The sequence below is a fragment of the Photobacterium arenosum genome, from assembly GCF_014841115.1.
Classification (GTDB): domain Bacteria; phylum Pseudomonadota; class Gammaproteobacteria; order Enterobacterales; family Vibrionaceae; genus Photobacterium; species Photobacterium arenosum.
This window is the reverse complement of record NZ_JACYTP010000001.1, coordinates 246,867-262,557: the sequence shown is the minus strand read 5'-3', so window position 1 is coordinate 262,557 and position 15,691 is coordinate 246,867. Positions and strand designations below refer to the sequence as shown.

The window sequence follows — 15,691 nt, the reverse complement described above, 5'->3', positions numbered from 1 at the left end:
TATAAGCAAAGAGTCGGTTATCTCAAGAACTCATATAAACAACGTTCGATTGATAAGGCTGTTGATGGCCGTCAGTTTTGCACTTTCTGGGAGAACAGGAAAGGGCAGGGAGCATGATGCTCCCTGAATGTTACTGATTGAAAATAGCTTGGAACTCTTTCTTCATTGGCGGATGACGGCGAGCCTGTTTTAATTGCTTGCACAGGTCTTTAACACAATTGCGCAGCACTTTATCAAGAAGCACTGCTTTGTATTCACTTTGCTCTTCTTCGCTCATGTGATCCGGCAACTGTGTTTCTTGCATTTCGGTCAGAAAATCAACACCGGCATAGCTTTGGCTTAATGCAACAAGCGCATGAAATTGTTCAAAGTTGTCTAAAATATTTTGCGCGCTGCCAGGCAGCTCATCCCACGCTTCACGTGATGTCGTCTCTGAGACTTTATACACATTGATCAGCATGTTGAGCAGTTCGTCAGGCACTTTTTCGAATTCAACAACCTGGCGCAGTTCAGGTGAACAATCGTCCAGTGTATATTCTGTGTTTTCAACCTGATCCAGGTCTTGTTTTTCAATCTCAGACATACAAATTCCTAAGCATGTAAAAAGTAAAGGAAGCGAATCCTAATGACATGGCACCAAAAGTCAATATAGATGACTTTTTCCTGTTGGATGTAGAGATACTGACCAAGGTATTTACAATGTGATGTTCAGGCCAAAACTGGCAAGCACAGATGCGGAAGTAAATTGAGAGGTTGTGACCGGTGTTGAGTAATGATAAATCACGCAGCCAACTCTGTGTGCTATAAATGGATAAAGCCAATGCTAAATAAATTCAATAGGATAACCTGATGGACGCAATGCGGATATTGCTGGTGGATGATGTTCAGGTTGAGCGCCTGCAATTGGCAATACGTTTGCAACGACTTGGCCATAGCGTGGAAGCCGTTGGGTCTGGTGTCGAAGCGATTGCGCGCTATCCAGCTTTTGAACCTGATCTGGTACTGATGGATATCAGCATGCCCGATATGGATGGGGTGGAGGTTGTCAGGCAGCTTCGTATTCAGCATACCGAATGGGTGCCGATTATTTTTTTGAGTGGTCATGAAGAACCTGAAATGATTGCAAAAGCCATTGACATGGGGGGGGATGATTACTTGGTGAAGCCAGTCGATAAAACCGTACTGGTCTCGAAACTCAAAGCGATGCAACGTATTGCGAATATGCGGCATCAGTTGAAATCAGCGTCTGAACAACTCAGGCTGGCAAATGAAAAACTGTCTGAACAAGTTAATGAAGACGGGCTGACTAAGATTGCTAATCGCCGGTACCTCGATCAGAAACTGGCCGAATTTATTGCGCTGCATGGCCGAAATAATCAAGCGCTGACCATGATTATGATCGATGTCGATCACTTCAAATCTTATAACGACCACTATGGGCATTTAGAAGGTGATCGCTGTCTGCAGTTAGTTGCGAAAGAGCTTAAAGACAACTTTAGCCGGGCAGGTGAGCTGGTTGCCCGTTATGGCGGTGAAGAGTTTGTTGTTTTATTGAGTCATTGTGAGCAGTCTCGGGCAGTGAAAGAATGCGAACGGCTGAAACAATGTATAGAAAGTTTGGAAATTCCGCATCAGTATTCCCCGACAGCAAAGATAATCACAGTCAGCCAGGGTATGGCTTCCTGGACGCCAACCGGGCTGGAGTCACCTGAATATGTTTATCAAATTGTTGATAAAGTGCTTTATCAGGCAAAAGAGCAAGGCCGAAATTGTTACATTGCCGCTGAATTTACCTGATCATGCAACGGCTAACACATTGACTCTGGTCACCATCTGACCTGATGGCGACGTTTCCGCTTGTCGGATTATTTGACCATGCTAATCTCTCTTCACATCATGCCTGTCGGCATAGTTGCCAGATATTGATAAGAAGAAAGGATAAAAAGTATGGATATGTCTCTTACCCACATTGAAACCCGAGTGATTGGCTGTCTGCTGGAAAAAGAAGTCACAACACCGGATCAGTATCCATTAACCCTGAATGCGCTTACGACTGCCTGCAATCAAAAAAGCAATCGTGACCCTGTCATGTCGCTTGATGAAGCAGTGGTCATGGACACGCTTGAGAGTCTGAAATCAAAGCGTTTAATTCAGGAAATAACAGGGTTTGGCAGCCGTGTGGCTAAATACCAGCACCGATTTTGCAATACTGAATTCAGCACACTGCAGTTCTCTGAACAAGAAAAGGGCATTATCTGTGTGTTGCTGTTGAGAGGTACGCAGACGGCAGGAGAAATTCGCACCCGCACTAATCGCTTATGCCACTTTGCTGATGTGAAGGAAGCTGAGAATGTGCTTACTGCGCTGGCTGAAGGTGGTAAAGGGCCTTTTGTACACAGGTTGCCACGTGAAGCCGGGAAGCGCGATAGCCGCTACATGCACCTGTTTAGTGGTGATGACTTTGTGGGTGTCTCTTCCGATGTCGCAGACAGCGTTGATCATGTGTCGGACAGTTCATGCAGTGATGTTGTAGAAGACAGGCTAGCGCTGCTGGAGAGCGAAGTTGTCGCATTGAGAGAAGAAGTATCAGCACTGAAAGATAAAATCAGAGAGTTATGTGAATAAGCGTGATCCTGCACCAATCTGGTCTGTCTATTTAATACGTACACGCTATAATCGCCTATATTGTGGAGTAACGACGGATGTTTTCCGTCGTTACTCCGAACACCAATCCGGTAAGAAAGGGGCGCGTTTCCTTAAAGGAAAAGGCCCCTTGACACTTGCCTGGTACTCACGGGTTGGGGATAAACGCAATGCGATGCAGCTTGAATATAAAATAAAGCAATTGCCTAAATCGACGAAAGAGGCGCTGGCTGCTGAAAAAATCGCCATTGCTGAGCTATTCCCCGACTACTTTGTTGGTGCGCTCTGATTAAAAGAGCGTGCCGAGATTATTGTCATTGCGTAGAAGTAGGGGATTTTCGTGAAATCATCATGGATTTATCATAGATTGCTGGGCGTCAGCCTGCTGACGGCAACCATTACTGTTCCTTCCTATGCGGCGGGCATTACCGCACATCCGGTACCTGGCCAGCCACTGAGCGAAAATGCACAACGTTTAATCAATTTGTACACGACTTTTATGTTAAAAGACGCAGTGTTGCAAGCATGCACTCGGAGCATGGAACAAACGCGAACGCAGGTTAATCATCAATACATTGAATATTCCCGCCTTGCCTTAGAATATATTCAGGCCGGGCGATTAGTAGTGAAAAAGCAACTACCTAAAGTCGATTTGATTGCCTGGCAATCGAAACTGGCCAATTCGCAAGAATATTATGTAAATGGGTTTAGTGAATTCTCTGATGAACGTGTAACATTGGAATGTCAACAGGTTGCCAATGCGCTTGAAGCGATGAATCAACGCTTTGCAGCATTGCGATACTGAATATTTCATTTTGATTTTTACTGAGAAGCCCAAATATGGCTCTGAAAGCCACCATTTACAAAGCACATATCAATGTCGCCGATCTCGATCGGGGTCGTTATCTCGACGGTTCGCATACGCTGGCCTGCCATCCTTCAGAAACGTTGCAACGCTTAATGCTGCGTTTAGTGGCGTGGGGTTTACATGCCGATGAGGCGTTGGTTTTTACAAAAGGCTTATGTGAAACAGATGAACCCGATCTATGGGTAAAAAACCTGCATGACGGCATTGAGCTTTGGCTCGAACTCGGGTTGCCTGATGAAAAAAGGCTTCGCCGTGCCTCGCAGAAAGCAGATCAAGTTGTGATTTACGCTTATGGTGATAACGCTGCCCCTGTCTGGTGGCAGTCGATGAAATCCAAGGCGGCCCAATTAAAAAATGTATCCGTGGTTTTCATTGAAGATGATGTACTCGAATGCCTGGAAGGCATGGTAGAACGAACCATGCAGCTCCAGCTAACCATCGAAGGTGAGCACTGCTGGCTGTCGAGTGAAACAGCCAACTGTACAATAGTACCGCAGTGGTGGCAGCGCGGAGAATGAACCTGCTGACGAGCAATGAGTGGCACTTCGCCACTCATTGCTTGGCATAAGAACAGGTACGTTCTCACACGTCGATTTCAACTCTTTCCAAGTGATGCTGACTTGTACGTTAGTTGTGCTGGCGGCAGAAAGCCCAATGATATCCGTCTCTTATTGCTGGCTCACAGAAGGCCGCTGGCTCACTGCCTGCAACCAGGCCTGAATGTGCGGTAGGGAACCATCCACGGTTATATGTAATTTTTCCATGAAGTGACACATAACGAATGCCGTAATGTCAGCAATGGAAAATCTCTCTCCGGCAACAAACGCCGACTCAGACAGCCGTTTATCCAGTACAGGCAGAAATGCGATTAACCGCTGACGTGATACCTCTCCCCATGATTCCACACAGGTCTCTCTGTCCTTGTAGACGCCGGTAATATTTCTGAAAGCTTGCAGGGCAACAAACAAGCCCTTCAATTCCACGATTCTTTGCCACATTTCCACTTGCGCTTTTTCCAGCGGGGTATTGCCAAACAAGGAATTTTCGCTGGGATGAGTTTCATCGAAGTACCGGCAAATGGCGACAGACTCGCTAATCGTGGTGCCGTCATCGAGTTCAAGAACAGGTATCAGTCCATTCTGACTCTTAGCATGAAAAGCGTCCGATAAGTTTTCACCGCCGCGAATATCAATTGAAATCCGTTCAACGTCAATGCCCATTTCCGCAAGGAAAATACTGACACGGCGAGCACTTGGCGATGGGGCTAGTTCATAGATTTTCATGGTTTTTCCTTTAACGGAATGATCAGTTAGAATAGAATCTAAGTTATTGAAGTGCTTTACGTCAAGTGTGACAGTACAAAAATAGCACCCTGAGAGATAAGAAGATGGCTAGGACCAAAAATTTTGATAGAGAAGAGAAGCTTATTCAGGCCATGGAGCTTTTTTGGCTGAAAGGCTATGCGGATACATCCGTATCGGATCTGGTTGAGTGTCTGGGAATTAACCGGTTCAGTCTCTACAACACTTATACAGATAAAGCGAGTTTATTCAGTGAAGCATTAGAATATTACCTGAAGAAAGTGTCATTTCCTCCACTTCAAAAACTGCTGCATGAAAATGCAGGGTATGAGGACATTGTGGCTTATCTGAAGCGATTTGCGTCATTGCAGCGCGAGCAGACTTGCGGTTGCTTTCTGCAAAATGCTTTACTGGAACGCGCGCACTGCGATGAGACTGTACTGGCAACGGGCGGAGTCTTGTTTAACACACTAGCCGGGCGGTTTCAGACTGCCATTCAAAACGCGCAGGAACAGGGCGAATGGAGCATGAACACAGATGCGAAGCAATTCAGCCATTTTCTGGTGATGCAAATGCAGGGTATCCGTGTATTGGGGAAAGCCCGTCAGTATGAGCTGGTTGATAACGGCGTCAGTGTGCTGCTTGGTCTGCTGACATTGCAGAATCAGGCAGGTAACAAATACCATTAACCCGCATAGACGTTATCTTCCGGGTATTTCAGTTGTGTTGTCGTCGGTCTTGCAAGCAGATAAGCCAGCGTAAGCGGACCGATACGGCCAGTTATCATCACAACAACCATAATGACCTTTCCCGGTTCCGACAGTGATCCGCTTAATCCTGCGCTTAACCCCGCGGTTGAGAAAGCAGAAATTGTTTCAAACATTACCCGATCAAAGGAAGCCTTCTCAGTCAGCATTAGTAAAAACATGGCAAGTATGAGTATTAAGCCGCTGACAACAATGATCGCCAGGCATTTGAGTACTGTGCTCCAGGCAATTGTTCGTTTAAACAGTACAACATTGTTCTGCTGACGCAGAAAGGTGATCGTTGCCACTATAGCCACGACGAAAGTGGATACTTTGATCCCCCCGCCTGTTGATGTCGACCCGGCGCCAATCAACATCAAGGCCATCATGACCAAAAGTGCTGGTTGCGAAAAGTGCGAGATGTCCACAGAGTTAAAGCCGGCTGTCCTGGCAGTCGCTGACTGGAAGAATGCATTCATCCACTGCAAACCGGTTGGTAAGTGACCCAGTGTGGCGGGATTATTCTTTTCAAGTAGCCAGAACAACATTGTACCGGACAAAAGCAGAGTCGGGGTCGCAACCAGCATGAGTTTAGAATGCAAACGCAGTTTGTGATGTCGTGTTTTTGACCACCTGAACAAGTCAGCAACCACAGTGAAACCCAGGCCACCACAGATAAACAGCAGAGAGACAGTCATCAGAAGCAGGGTATCGTTCTGATACCTTGTCATGCTGTCAGGAAACAGTGAAAAGCCGGCATTGTTAAACGCAGAAATGGCATGAAATACAGCAGTAAAAAGCCCTTCGGACCAACCAAATTCAGGCACCCATCTGATAGCCAGAATGAGGGTTCCTACCGTTTCAGCAACTAACGTAAAAAGTATGATGAGGATGACCAGACGACGAATATTGATCGAGCTTTCTTGTCCTAAAGCGCCTTTAGTGACAGCTTGCTGTTTGAGACTGAGTCGCGCGCCGAACAGGTAAAGCAACACGGCTGACAAGGTCATTTGTCCCAGTCCCCCGATCTGCATCAGAATCATCAGCAGCACTTTTCCACTGTGCGTGAAATGCGTACCGGTATCGACAACGCCTAACCCTGTGACACTGATGGCTGACGTTGCGGTAAACAGCGCATCGACAAAACTTAATCCTGTCTGAGAAAAGAGGGGTAATGTCAGCAATACCGAGGCAGGCAGCAGGATAGAAAGAAAGCTGACAATAATTATTCTAGGTTCAGACCAGGGTGATTGCTTATGCGGTGTTTTAAGGTGAAATATCCCGCCTTTGCCAGCAAAGCCCTTCATATGCGTTTAAACAATTCGCTGAGTTCTGATTCAGGACCAGCGATGATCAGAATATCGCCGATTTCCATTCTGGTGTCTTTCTCAGGCTGAGGGCGAAGTTCTGGTCCTCGTTTTAATGCCAAAAGGTGAGTGTGTTGTCCCTGGCAGCAGGGGTGGGAAGAAAGCGGATGTCCCATCATAGTGGTTAGCACCACAACTTCGGCAATGGCCAGTCCGCTGCCCAGTTCGAGGTAATGGAAAATACGGGTATCAAGCATTATACGGGCAATGCGTTGCCCCATTTCTGTTTCCGGCATAACGACACGGTCTGCGCCAATCTTATGCAGAATTTTTGCGTGATACCTGTCTTTCGCTTTGACCCAAACCAGCTTAACGCCAGATTCTTTCAAAATCAGAGTCGTCAGAATACTGGCGTTAACGTTATCTCCAATCGCCACCATAGCGATATCGTAATCATCCAGTTTGAGCTCAGAAACTGTATCTTCATTAGAGCAATCGGCGACGATAGCTTGAGTGACATGATCAGCGGCTTTACGCACGAGATCTTCATTAATGTCGATAGCCAGAACTTCAGCACCTTGCTGATTGAGTTCATAGCAAAGCGCCATACCAAACCGGCCTAGTCCGATGACTGCGACTTGCTTACTTTCTGCTGCCATGCTGCTGCCCTGCAAATAGTGTGTTCACGGAAACAAAGCATGTATACAAGATAGGCCAGATCTGTGAATCCAGCCGTCTTGTAATCTGAATTTAAAAGAGAAATTGTTGTGAAACCGAATATCCTTCACACGAGTGCATGAAAAAGGGATCGATACCAATCCCTTCCACAAACTGAGTTAGACGGCGTCCAGACCTTGTTGCCAGAAAGCAATTTCCATCCGGGTGGCCGTTCGGAAAATGTTGATGAGTTGCTGGCCTCGAGGACTTGACAGTGGTACTGGCTCAAGCAGGTTGTTCAGGTGCCGGATACTGGTTTGCACATCTTGCTGGAAGCTATCGCCACCATATAACTGAATCCAGCTGGCGTATGGGTTGTCCTGAATACGGGTGTCTGGATCTTGTATCAGCCTTTCGCCAATCATGGCATAGCCGATCGCGCACGGGGCCAGCGCAGTAAATAAATCTGTAAGATCACCGGCCATACCTGTGTCTAATACATACCGTGTGTAGGCCACTGTTCCTACATCTTCAGCTTCGGCTTCCATGTCAGACTCAGTTAACCCCCACTGCTGGCAATAGGTCACATGGTGATGCATTTCACTGCCGATAAGCGCCTGTAAACTGGGCAGAGGACGGCGCATTTCTTCCAGTGTCGTTGCTTTATAAATGGCAAGGGCATAAGCACGGGCATAATGTTTCAGGAACAGGAAGTCCTGTTTCAAATAATGTAAATAGGCCACCGAATCTAACGACCCTTGTGCCAGTTGTGCCACGAAGTGGTGGTGAGTGTATGCTTGCCAGTCATCCTGGCAGGCTTGAATTAAATCTTGATATTTCATCTGTTATTCCATCCCTGTCAATAAGTCCGGGTAAAGGCTGAATCAAAAGGCGGGCACAAAGTCTTTTGCTGCCGGTGCATTGTCGATAATTTTGTGTTTATACATAAACGCGGAGAACTGGTTGTAGCGCTCCTGATCCACGGCAGCAGGGCGGAGAGCAAAGCGAGGTAACGTATCGCGCCAGGCCAGTTTGTTTAACTCGTTATTCAGTGTGTCAGGAGAATAGGAAATGAAAGTTTTCCAGGCTTTATCAGGGTGGTTGATGAGATATTGTGTGGCTTTCTCTATGGCGAGATTAAACTTTTTCAGATCTTCTGCGTTGTACTGGTTTTTATTGGCAACCACCACCAGTTCGTCGTAGGGAGGTACACCATGTTCTTCCGGGAAGAAAGATTTGGCTTTATATCCTTCCAGTGCCAGCTGGTTAGATTCAAAATTGCGTAATCCGCCCCATATAGCGTCAACTTTACCGGAGGCGAGCGATGAGGAAAGTGCCCATCCGACGTTAACGATTTTAACGTCAGTGAAGTTGACGCCTGCTGTTTTCAGCATAGTGCCGACGGTTGCCTCTTCATTACCGGCAATGGCGATACCAATCGTTTTCCCTTTCAAATCAGCCATGGTATTGATCTTGTTATTATCAAGTACCATCAAAGTGTTCAGCGGCGTTGCGATTAACGTTGACGCTCTGATTAGCGGCAGCCCTGCAGCCACATCAATCGTCAGGCTGGTTTGGTAAGATATCGCCAAATCCACTTTTCCTGCTGCGACCAGTTTGGCCGGCATGGAAGGGTCTGCGGGTTCCTGAATCTTAATGTTTAAACCTTGCTCTTCAAACAAACCGTTTTTTTGCGCAATAATGATAGGGCCGTGATTCGGGTTGACAAACCAGTCCAGCATTAAGGTCATTTCTTTTGCCTGAGCCTGGCTGGCAAAACTGGCAATGGCGAGCGCAATTGCACTTCGGGCAGGTAAGTTGGTCATTAATTTTTTCCTTATCTAATGCGAAATTTATTGTGACTGGCCATTCTCTGGCAGCCAGGGGATAGCGCGTTTAAGCAGGTAATCTGTCGCAAAATACAGCGACACAGAGAGCCCGGCTAAAATCAGCAAGGCGGCAAACATTTCATCAATCATCATGCGGGCGTTGGCTTGCAGCATCAGGTAGCCGAGTCCTTCGCTGGCGCCAACCCATTCACCGACAACAGCGCCAATGGGGGCAACCACCACGGCAACCCGTATACCCGATGCCAGGGCAGGCAGAGCCGCCGGCAGCCTGATATGCCACAACATTTGCCATGTTGTGGCATTCATTGTTTTCGCGAGATCTAAGTAGCCCTGAGGTGTGTGTCGCAAGCCGTCGTAACAACAAGTTGTAACCGGAAAGAAAATAATAATGGCTGCCATCACCACTTTGGATGCAATGCCATAGCCCAGCCAGAGCATAAGAATAGGGGCGATAGCAAAAACGGGAATGGCCTGACTGGCGATCAGCAGAGGTAACAGCCAGCGTTTAACCGGATTAAAAAGAAGCATCAATAGCGCGCAGACAAGACCAATGCCAAGCCCGAAAGCTAACCCCAGGATAATTTCGCTGATAGTGACACTGGCATGGCTGAGCAGAACATCATGGCGCTGAATTAATTTGCGAAATACGGCGAGCGGTTCAGGAAGAATAAAGCCGGGAAGCTGAAACAGGCTGACAATACCTTGCCAGAAACCGATCAGAAACACAGAGCTGATTGCCAGACGGCTCAGGGAATGATGAAAAAAGGGGCGGATATTCATCCTTGCTACAGCAGGTTTCTCTGCGAGTTCTTTAGACATAGCGCTCACCCAGACCGGAAAGTTGCTCGATAATGGCCTGTTGTTTTACAGCCAACTCTGCATTGATTGCTCTCGGCGGTGTGCCTTCGGGAACGGACAAGCGCGTTAACCGGCCCGGTTTACCTTGCATTAAAAAGAGGTGATGACCCAGCCTTAGTGCTTCCTGAGGGTCATGGGTAATAAGCAGCACAGTACGCTGAGCCAGCAACTCAGCGGCGAGATCCTGGAGTTTATATCTTGTCACGGCGTCCAGGGCGGAAAACGGCTCATCCATTAGAACCAGTGGCTTGTCCTGAATTAAGGTGCGTACAAGCGCGACGCGTTGTCGCATTCCCCCTGACAGTTGTGATGGACGGGCGTGCAGCTTTTCACCTAACCCGACCTGCTGGAGAAGCTGGATTGCACGCTCCTGCACGGCTTCACTGGCTTTACCTTGTTTGAGCCTGAAACTGAAACAGACATTATCGAGTACATTTAACCAGGGCAGCAGCAGATCCTGTTGCGCCATATAGGCGACGCGATCACTCATACTCCGGGCATCTGATGTGAAGAGTTCGCCCTGCCATGCCACATCTTGAGGTAACAGATCGGCGAGAAGCCGCAGTAGTGTGGTTTTACCGCAGCCACTCCGCCCAAGAATACAATGCCATTCTCCGGCCTGAAGTGTTAAATCCAGCTGACTGAATAAAGGGGCAGTTTGACCTGAAAAAGACAATGTCAGCTGTTTTACCCTGACACCCAGGCAATGAGGCTGAGTGTCAGGTGAGGGCTTCGCTGTATTCATCATTTATTCCTTGACGGATGAAGTGCGTAGAAGTGATGGACTGGCCCATGTCCCTGACCAATGCTGAGCTGATCGGCATGGCACAGTGCTTGGGTTAGGTACTCTTTACCTTTATGGACGGCTTCAGAGAGGGGGCAGCCTTGTGCGAGGTAGGAGGCGATAGCGGCGGATAAAGTGCACCCTGTTCCATGGGTGTTTCGGGTCGCGATGCGCTTGGCTGAGATAGTGACGGTGTCACTGGTTGTGATCAAATAATCGGTACTGAATGAGTCCTGTTCCCAGTGTCCGCCTTTCAGCAATACAGCATTGCTGCTGATGGTTTTGAGCTGCTCGATAAGCAGTTCTTTATCGGTATGCTGCAGGGCTGATGTGTTGATATGCTGGCCTGTTGAGCGGGTGAGTGTGACGGCTTCTGGGAGGTTGGGGGTTATCAGAGTGGCTAAAGGTATCAGTTCATTTTTCAGTGTGCTGATAGCGTCTTCTTCCAGTAAAAGATCCCCGCTGGTGGCCACCATGACAGGATCCAGCACGATAAATTCAGGCTGGTACTGGCGAAGTTTGTTTGCGACTGCCCGAATGATGCCAGCATCGCTCAGCATACCTATTTTGACGGCCCGGATGTCGAGATCACTGAAAACGGCATCTAATTGCTGTTCAACGAACGCTGGACTGACAGGAAAGATGCCGGATACACCCAGTGTATTTTGCGCCGTCAGCGCAGTAATGACGGAACAGGCATAGCCACCTGTTGCTGAAATCGCTTTAATGTCTGCCTGAATGCCCGCTCCGCCACCGCTGTCTGAACCGGCAATGGTCAGTGTAATTGGGGTACGTGCAGGATTATCTGACTGAGAAAGTTTGGTTATTGTGGACGTGTTCATCGGCATCCCTTGCTATCAAAATCTTCGCTTGATTACGCAGGGGTGACGAACAGTCGCCGGATTTCACTTCGCGAGCATCCTGGTCAGGATGAGAAGGTGACAGGCAATTCTGCTAGTTCCCTACGCCAGTATTAACTGGATCAGGTTCAACGGGTCCCACAGTGTGGTCTCAGCCTTACGGCTCCCCGACTAACGTATCTCTAAATCTGATGCGATGTGCTGAAGCTATACATTTAAGCACTTTTTCGCGCTGGTCATTCTAACCTTGTTGTTTCTCAGAAAGCAAAAGAATTACACCAATTTGATGACAAGCGAGTTGACCGATGCAAACTCAGCTAAGATTTCGTTGTAGATTATGTATATTGAAATCAGCTATAAAGGAGCAAAGCCAGTGAAAAAGCACCATCAAATCAACTATGTTGAATTTCCAGCCAGTCATATACCCAATACAAAGGCATTTTTTGAGCGCGTTTTTGGCTGGTCATTCATGGATTATGGTGATGAATACGCCGCATTTTCAGAACAGGGGCTGGATGGGGGATTTTATGCCGCGCCATTGTCTTCTCAGGTTGAGAAAGGTGCCGCGCTGATTGTTATTTACAGCGATAATTTAGAAGCCACCGAACAGGCTGTGATCGCTGCGGGTGGGGTGATTGTGAAACCTGTTTTTTCTTTTCCGGGCGGCAGGCGTTTTCACTTCACTGAACCAAGCGGTAATGAACTGGCGGTATGGTCAGAATAAGATTAGAGCCAGATCGTCAGCATTAAAATGAAACAGAGCTCCCGAAGGAGCTCTGTGTGTCGGTTGTATGGCCTTAGTTAACCGTTGTTACCCGGCTGGTTCGCTGACCTGAAACGGTTCTCAGCTGGACACCTGCCGCGACAGCGGGTGGGTTGAGATGGTCGTACGACTGCCAGCTCGTGCCTTGATCTGTAGAGTACTCAATAGTCAGACCCGGGAAAGTCGAATTAGCTTGAAGTACACCATTCTCAATAACACCGCCTGGAACCGGCAGGTTAAACGCGATACCAGCTTGCTCCAGTTTAGGCAGTACTTTCTGACCCAGCAGGTTGGCGAAATGGTTGTAATCGGCGTTGCGTCCGGTTTCATCCAGTGCAATGCCTGCGTTGTCATTAGCTTCCCATGTCGCAGTGTGCCATGCGCGTTCAGCCAAACCCAGCACGCGAGGGAAGATCATTCCTTCAAACTGGTCTTCGGTACGGACTGTTTCGGCCCAGAGCGATCCCTGAAGGCCCAGAACATTCTCAGGCTTGAGCAGCTTTTTCACACCCGCAGAAGCAACCACTTCTGCTTTGGTGATTGGTGCACCGGCGCGAGTGAAGTCAGCATTGGCGAAGACGTCGTCAGGCATGAAACCAAAGGTTTTACGAGTGTCGGTAAAACGTGGTGCCCAGTAGTAGCCGCGCTCGTTTGGATCGGGCTCATACGGGTGGTCAAAGTACAGGTGTGTTGCATGGTTATAGACGACCTTATAGTCGTTATTGGCCAGATTATATGCGCGATCCGCGACACCCCATTCCCAGATATTCTGCCATGCGTTACCCCAAAGCTGGTTGTTTGCCATTTGTGAGCGAGGGTAAACCTGACCATCGTGCATCAGCCCGTCTTCCCAGCCAGCCATATCCAGACCATAGTTGGCAGTTATCACAGAAATACGTTCGACAAAGTAACGGCTCAGATCCGATACGCTGTTGACTCCATCAGTATTATTGGCAATGAAATCCTGACAGGCCGGGGAGTTAATCCATGCTCCTGCAATCTCGTCACCGCCGAAGTGGAACGTTTTGAGTGGCTGAACTCCCTGATGCAGGCTGACGAGGCCGCTAACCACTGCATCAACAAAGTTATAAGACGATTCCATACACACATTGATGGCGTTGTCTGTGAACATCTGAACCGACAGATACTGAGTGGTATCGTTAAAGTCGGTCAGGAGGTATTTGTTCGCTTCTGCCATGTTCCCCTGAGCCGCGTAGTGATCATAGCGGGCTTCCATCGCCTTGATTGCGGCGTGTGCATGGCCGGGAATGTCGATCTCAGGCACGACTTCAATATTCAGGGCTGCGGCATGACTAAGAATGTCCTGATAGTCCGTGGCAGTGTAATAGCCGTTGGATTCAGGTGAACCATCCGGACCGGCACCCAGGAAAGGTAAAATACAGGCTTTCTCTTCCGGATCATGGCAGCGTGTTGCGCCAACATCTGTCAGTTCAGGCAGGCCAGCAATTTCTATGCGCCAGCCTTCGTCGTCAGCCAGACGCAGATGGAGTTTGTTCAGTTTGAATGCGGCCATTTGATCGAGCAACTGGATAATCGCATCTTTAGTACGGAAATTTCGGACGGCATCAACGGAAAAACCACGGTAAGCAAAACGAGGCGCATCAGTAATCTGCACCTCAGGGACTTTATTACCGTCGACTAACTGCAATAAAGACTGGGAAGCATACAATGCACCTGCTGTATCCGCCGCCCCTATGGTGATGATCTCGTTCGCGGCGTCGACGTTAAGGCTGTAAGCCTCTTCCCATTTTTGCACGCCATTGATGTTGATCTGGCTCCAGCCCATATTGATACGTTTTTGCGTCGTGGGCGACCAGGGTACTGCAGTTACACCTAACTGACTGGCCAGGAACATGGCCTGATCTTCATATCCATTGCCGTAGACGATAACCCAGGTCGAATCCAGTGTGACATCACCGATGCCAAGCGTCAGTTCGGCTGGAGTAGGAATAACGCCGCTGGCATTGTTGATGACATTGAGATCAGCATTACGCTGGTATCTGTCTTGTGCGGTAAAAGGATCGTAAAAGTCGGTTATGGCAGCACTTCCATAACGTTTCCATTGCTGTGGCGTTGAAAAATCAGCCACGAATGGGAGTTCTTCTGATGGCTTGGTGGGTACCAGACCATTAACACGGTTACTGGTGCTGGTGATCAGTGATGTGATGTTCTGTCCCTGATCTTCAGACACAAAATACCAGTTCGGCATAACGTCAGTTTTTGCTACCTGCCAGTTTGCAGCGTCAAACTCAATGGCAAGCGATTGTCCAGGCGCCAGAGGCACAAAGTTTGCGGTTGGCTCGATCTTAAACATATCACCATTGACATGGCTGATTTTCACCTGGTCGGTTAAGACACTTTCAACCATACGGATATGGCTGAAGTAAATTGACCAACCTGTCGCTGGTAATGTTTTACTGCTCTGGTTTGTGAAATCGATTTTAGCGCGGAAAGTGACCCAGTCATCCTGAGTGTTATCCAAAACGGTGTAAGTCACATCCAATCCCTGGCCAAGCTGGTCCAGGTCTGCAGCAGGAATAGCCATCGCAGGTGCAGCAAATACAGCTGACAATGCAAGTGCTAATACTGACGTTTTTATCATCTTAGGTTCCTTTTTTTGATGAGCGAAATAAACAATTTCTAGCCTAACCATAAGATCTGACAGATAAAAATATCAATAGTGGTTAATTCAAAAAAAGATAGTAAAACTGGCAGCAATGCCTAATAAAGCATACTTTTTGTACATAAATTAAACAGCCATTCGTGATGGAGATTTTATTTCAAGCGGAGCGGGAGCTATTGACTGTTTCGGCAGGGCATTTCTGGCAGTTGAAATATCAGTGTGATGAGTGGTTATTGCGCGCCATAAAATATTACTCGCTTGTATCAAACTGATAAGAGATTCATTCAACAGAGTAATCATGCTGGCACATAAAATGGTACAAACTTTCGGCAAAATCATCATGATATTCGGAGATATATAACGACTCTGACGTTTGGCGAAATGTATTAGACAGCCATTTCACTATGGTT

The 15,691-nt window shown here is 47.8% G+C and carries 17 protein-coding genes and 1 riboswitch; of the genes, 7 read left to right on the top strand and 10 right to left on the bottom strand.

Features of this window, described 5'->3' with window-relative positions; genetic code table 11:
- Positions 1 to 130: 130 nt before the first annotated feature.
- A complete protein-coding gene (locus IFO68_RS01190; RefSeq protein WP_192013929.1) occupies positions 131 to 583 on the bottom strand; it encodes a DUF3069 domain-containing protein in 453 nt (150 codons plus the stop codon).
- A 266-nt stretch (positions 584 to 849) separates the two neighbouring features.
- Here IFO68_RS01190 and IFO68_RS01185 point away from each other — a divergent pair, with 266 nt between their 5' ends.
- The 5 genes from IFO68_RS01185 (at position 850) to IFO68_RS01165 (ending at position 4,029) form a co-directional block, all read left to right on the top strand.
- Positions 850 to 1,797: a GGDEF domain-containing response regulator gene (locus IFO68_RS01185; RefSeq protein ID WP_192013927.1), complete on the top strand. Its 948-nt coding sequence runs from the start codon at positions 850 to 852 to the stop codon at positions 1,795 to 1,797.
- A gap of 150 nt (positions 1,798 to 1,947) precedes the next feature.
- On the top strand, positions 1,948 to 2,625 hold the full coding sequence (locus IFO68_RS01180; RefSeq protein ID WP_192013925.1) for a YceH family protein: 678 nt from the start codon (positions 1,948 to 1,950) through the stop codon (positions 2,623 to 2,625).
- Complete coding sequence (locus IFO68_RS01175; protein ID WP_336510242.1) at positions 2,618 to 2,932, top strand: GIY-YIG nuclease family protein; 315 nt, start codon at positions 2,618 to 2,620, stop codon at positions 2,930 to 2,932. The genes IFO68_RS01180 and IFO68_RS01175 overlap by 8 nt, the downstream gene beginning before the upstream one ends.
- Positions 2,933 to 2,983: 51 nt before the next feature.
- Positions 2,984 to 3,448, top strand: a complete 465-nt coding sequence (locus IFO68_RS01170) for a hypothetical protein (protein WP_192013923.1) — start codon at positions 2,984 to 2,986, stop codon at positions 3,446 to 3,448.
- A 35-nt stretch (positions 3,449 to 3,483) separates the two neighbouring features.
- Entirely contained in the window at positions 3,484 to 4,029 is a 546-nt protein-coding gene (locus IFO68_RS01165; RefSeq protein ID WP_192013921.1) for a YaeQ family protein, read from the top strand.
- 150 nt (positions 4,030 to 4,179) lie between these two features.
- Here the strand turns inward: IFO68_RS01165 and IFO68_RS01160 are convergent, their stop codons facing one another.
- Positions 4,180 to 4,794, bottom strand: a complete 615-nt coding sequence (locus IFO68_RS01160) for a glutathione S-transferase family protein (RefSeq protein ID WP_192013919.1) — start codon at positions 4,792 to 4,794, stop codon at positions 4,180 to 4,182.
- Positions 4,795 to 4,898: 104 nt separating this feature from the next.
- On the opposite strand from IFO68_RS01160, the gene IFO68_RS01155 reads away from it, so the two are divergent.
- Positions 4,899 to 5,501 (top strand): TetR/AcrR family transcriptional regulator, encoded by a 603-nt coding sequence (locus IFO68_RS01155; RefSeq protein ID WP_192013915.1) that lies wholly within the window; start codon positions 4,899 to 4,901, stop codon positions 5,499 to 5,501.
- On the opposite strand, the gene IFO68_RS01150 is transcribed toward IFO68_RS01155, so the two are convergent.
- From IFO68_RS01150 to thiD, 7 genes are all read right to left on the bottom strand, one after another.
- On the bottom strand, positions 5,498 to 6,865 hold the full coding sequence (locus tag IFO68_RS01150) for a TrkH family potassium uptake protein (protein ID WP_192013913.1): 1,368 nt from the start codon (positions 6,863 to 6,865) through the stop codon (positions 5,498 to 5,500). The two genes, IFO68_RS01155 and IFO68_RS01150, sit on opposite strands and share 4 nt — an antisense overlap.
- Positions 6,862 to 7,524: a potassium channel family protein gene (locus IFO68_RS01145; protein WP_192013911.1), complete on the bottom strand. Its 663-nt coding sequence runs from the start codon at positions 7,522 to 7,524 to the stop codon at positions 6,862 to 6,864. The genes IFO68_RS01150 and IFO68_RS01145 overlap by 4 nt, the downstream gene beginning before the upstream one ends.
- 177 nt (positions 7,525 to 7,701) lie before the next feature.
- A complete protein-coding gene (gene tenA, locus IFO68_RS01140) occupies positions 7,702 to 8,364 on the bottom strand; it encodes a thiaminase II (protein WP_192013909.1) in 663 nt (220 codons plus the stop codon).
- Between the two features lie 42 nt (positions 8,365 to 8,406).
- Positions 8,407 to 9,348, bottom strand: a complete 942-nt coding sequence (locus IFO68_RS01135) for an ABC transporter substrate-binding protein (protein WP_192013907.1) — start codon at positions 9,346 to 9,348, stop codon at positions 8,407 to 8,409.
- 27 nt (positions 9,349 to 9,375) lie between these two features.
- Positions 9,376 to 10,152, bottom strand: coding sequence for an ABC transporter permease (locus IFO68_RS01130; protein WP_225445014.1), 777 nt, complete (start codon positions 10,150 to 10,152; stop codon positions 9,376 to 9,378).
- A 31-nt stretch (positions 10,153 to 10,183) separates the two neighbouring features.
- Positions 10,184 to 10,975 (bottom strand): ABC transporter ATP-binding protein, encoded by a 792-nt coding sequence (locus IFO68_RS01125; RefSeq protein ID WP_192014530.1) that lies wholly within the window; start codon positions 10,973 to 10,975, stop codon positions 10,184 to 10,186.
- Entirely contained in the window at positions 10,975 to 11,856 is an 882-nt protein-coding gene (thiD, locus tag IFO68_RS01120) for a bifunctional hydroxymethylpyrimidine kinase/phosphomethylpyrimidine kinase (RefSeq protein WP_192013903.1), read from the bottom strand. Before thiD ends, IFO68_RS01125 begins: the two co-directional genes overlap by 1 nt.
- Before the next feature lie 100 nt (positions 11,857 to 11,956).
- Positions 11,957 to 12,054, bottom strand: a riboswitch (TPP riboswitch).
- A gap of 193 nt (positions 12,055 to 12,247) precedes the next feature.
- On the opposite strand from thiD, the gene IFO68_RS01115 reads away from it, so the two are divergent.
- Entirely contained in the window at positions 12,248 to 12,598 is a 351-nt protein-coding gene (locus tag IFO68_RS01115) for a VOC family protein (protein WP_192013901.1), read from the top strand.
- A 73-nt stretch (positions 12,599 to 12,671) separates the two neighbouring features.
- On the opposite strand, the gene IFO68_RS01110 is transcribed toward IFO68_RS01115, so the two are convergent.
- Complete coding sequence (locus IFO68_RS01110) at positions 12,672 to 15,260, bottom strand: family 20 glycosylhydrolase (RefSeq protein ID WP_192013899.1); 2,589 nt, start codon at positions 15,258 to 15,260, stop codon at positions 12,672 to 12,674.
- Positions 15,261 to 15,691: the final 431 nt, after the last annotated feature.

What these genes read in the sequence shown, in the direction of transcription:
- IFO68_RS01185 (WP_192013927.1), top strand. Translation starts at nt 850, where the DNA reads ATGGACGCAATGCGGATATTGCTGGTGGATGATGTTCAGGTTGAGCGC.
- IFO68_RS01135 (WP_192013907.1), bottom strand. Translation starts at nt 9,348, where the DNA reads ATGACCAACTTACCTGCCCGAAGTGCAATTGCGCTCGCCATTGCCAGT.
- IFO68_RS01145 (WP_192013911.1), bottom strand. Translation starts at nt 7,524, where the DNA reads ATGGCAGCAGAAAGTAAGCAAGTCGCAGTCATCGGACTAGGCCGGTTT.
- IFO68_RS01150 (WP_192013913.1), bottom strand. Translation starts at nt 6,865, where the DNA reads ATGAAGGGCTTTGCTGGCAAAGGCGGGATATTTCACCTTAAAACACCG.
- IFO68_RS01190 (WP_192013929.1), bottom strand. Translation starts at nt 583, where the DNA reads ATGTCTGAGATTGAAAAACAAGACCTGGATCAGGTTGAAAACACAGAA.
- IFO68_RS01160 (WP_192013919.1), bottom strand. Translation starts at nt 4,794, where the DNA reads ATGAAAATCTATGAACTAGCCCCATCGCCAAGTGCTCGCCGTGTCAGT.
- thiD (WP_192013903.1), bottom strand. Translation starts at nt 11,856, where the DNA reads ATGAACACGTCCACAATAACCAAACTTTCTCAGTCAGATAATCCTGCA.
- tenA (WP_192013909.1), bottom strand. Translation starts at nt 8,364, where the DNA reads ATGAAATATCAAGATTTAATTCAAGCCTGCCAGGATGACTGGCAAGCA.
- IFO68_RS01125 (WP_192014530.1), bottom strand. Translation starts at nt 10,975, where the DNA reads ATGAATACAGCGAAGCCCTCACCTGACACTCAGCCTCATTGCCTGGGT.
- IFO68_RS01110 (WP_192013899.1), bottom strand. Translation starts at nt 15,260, where the DNA reads ATGATAAAAACGTCAGTATTAGCACTTGCATTGTCAGCTGTATTTGCT.
- IFO68_RS01180 (WP_192013925.1), top strand. Translation starts at nt 1,948, where the DNA reads ATGGATATGTCTCTTACCCACATTGAAACCCGAGTGATTGGCTGTCTG.
- IFO68_RS01155 (WP_192013915.1), top strand. Translation starts at nt 4,899, where the DNA reads ATGGCTAGGACCAAAAATTTTGATAGAGAAGAGAAGCTTATTCAGGCC.
- IFO68_RS01130 (WP_225445014.1), bottom strand. Translation starts at nt 10,152, where the DNA reads ATGAATATCCGCCCCTTTTTTCATCATTCCCTGAGCCGTCTGGCAATC.
- IFO68_RS01165 (WP_192013921.1), top strand. Translation starts at nt 3,484, where the DNA reads ATGGCTCTGAAAGCCACCATTTACAAAGCACATATCAATGTCGCCGAT.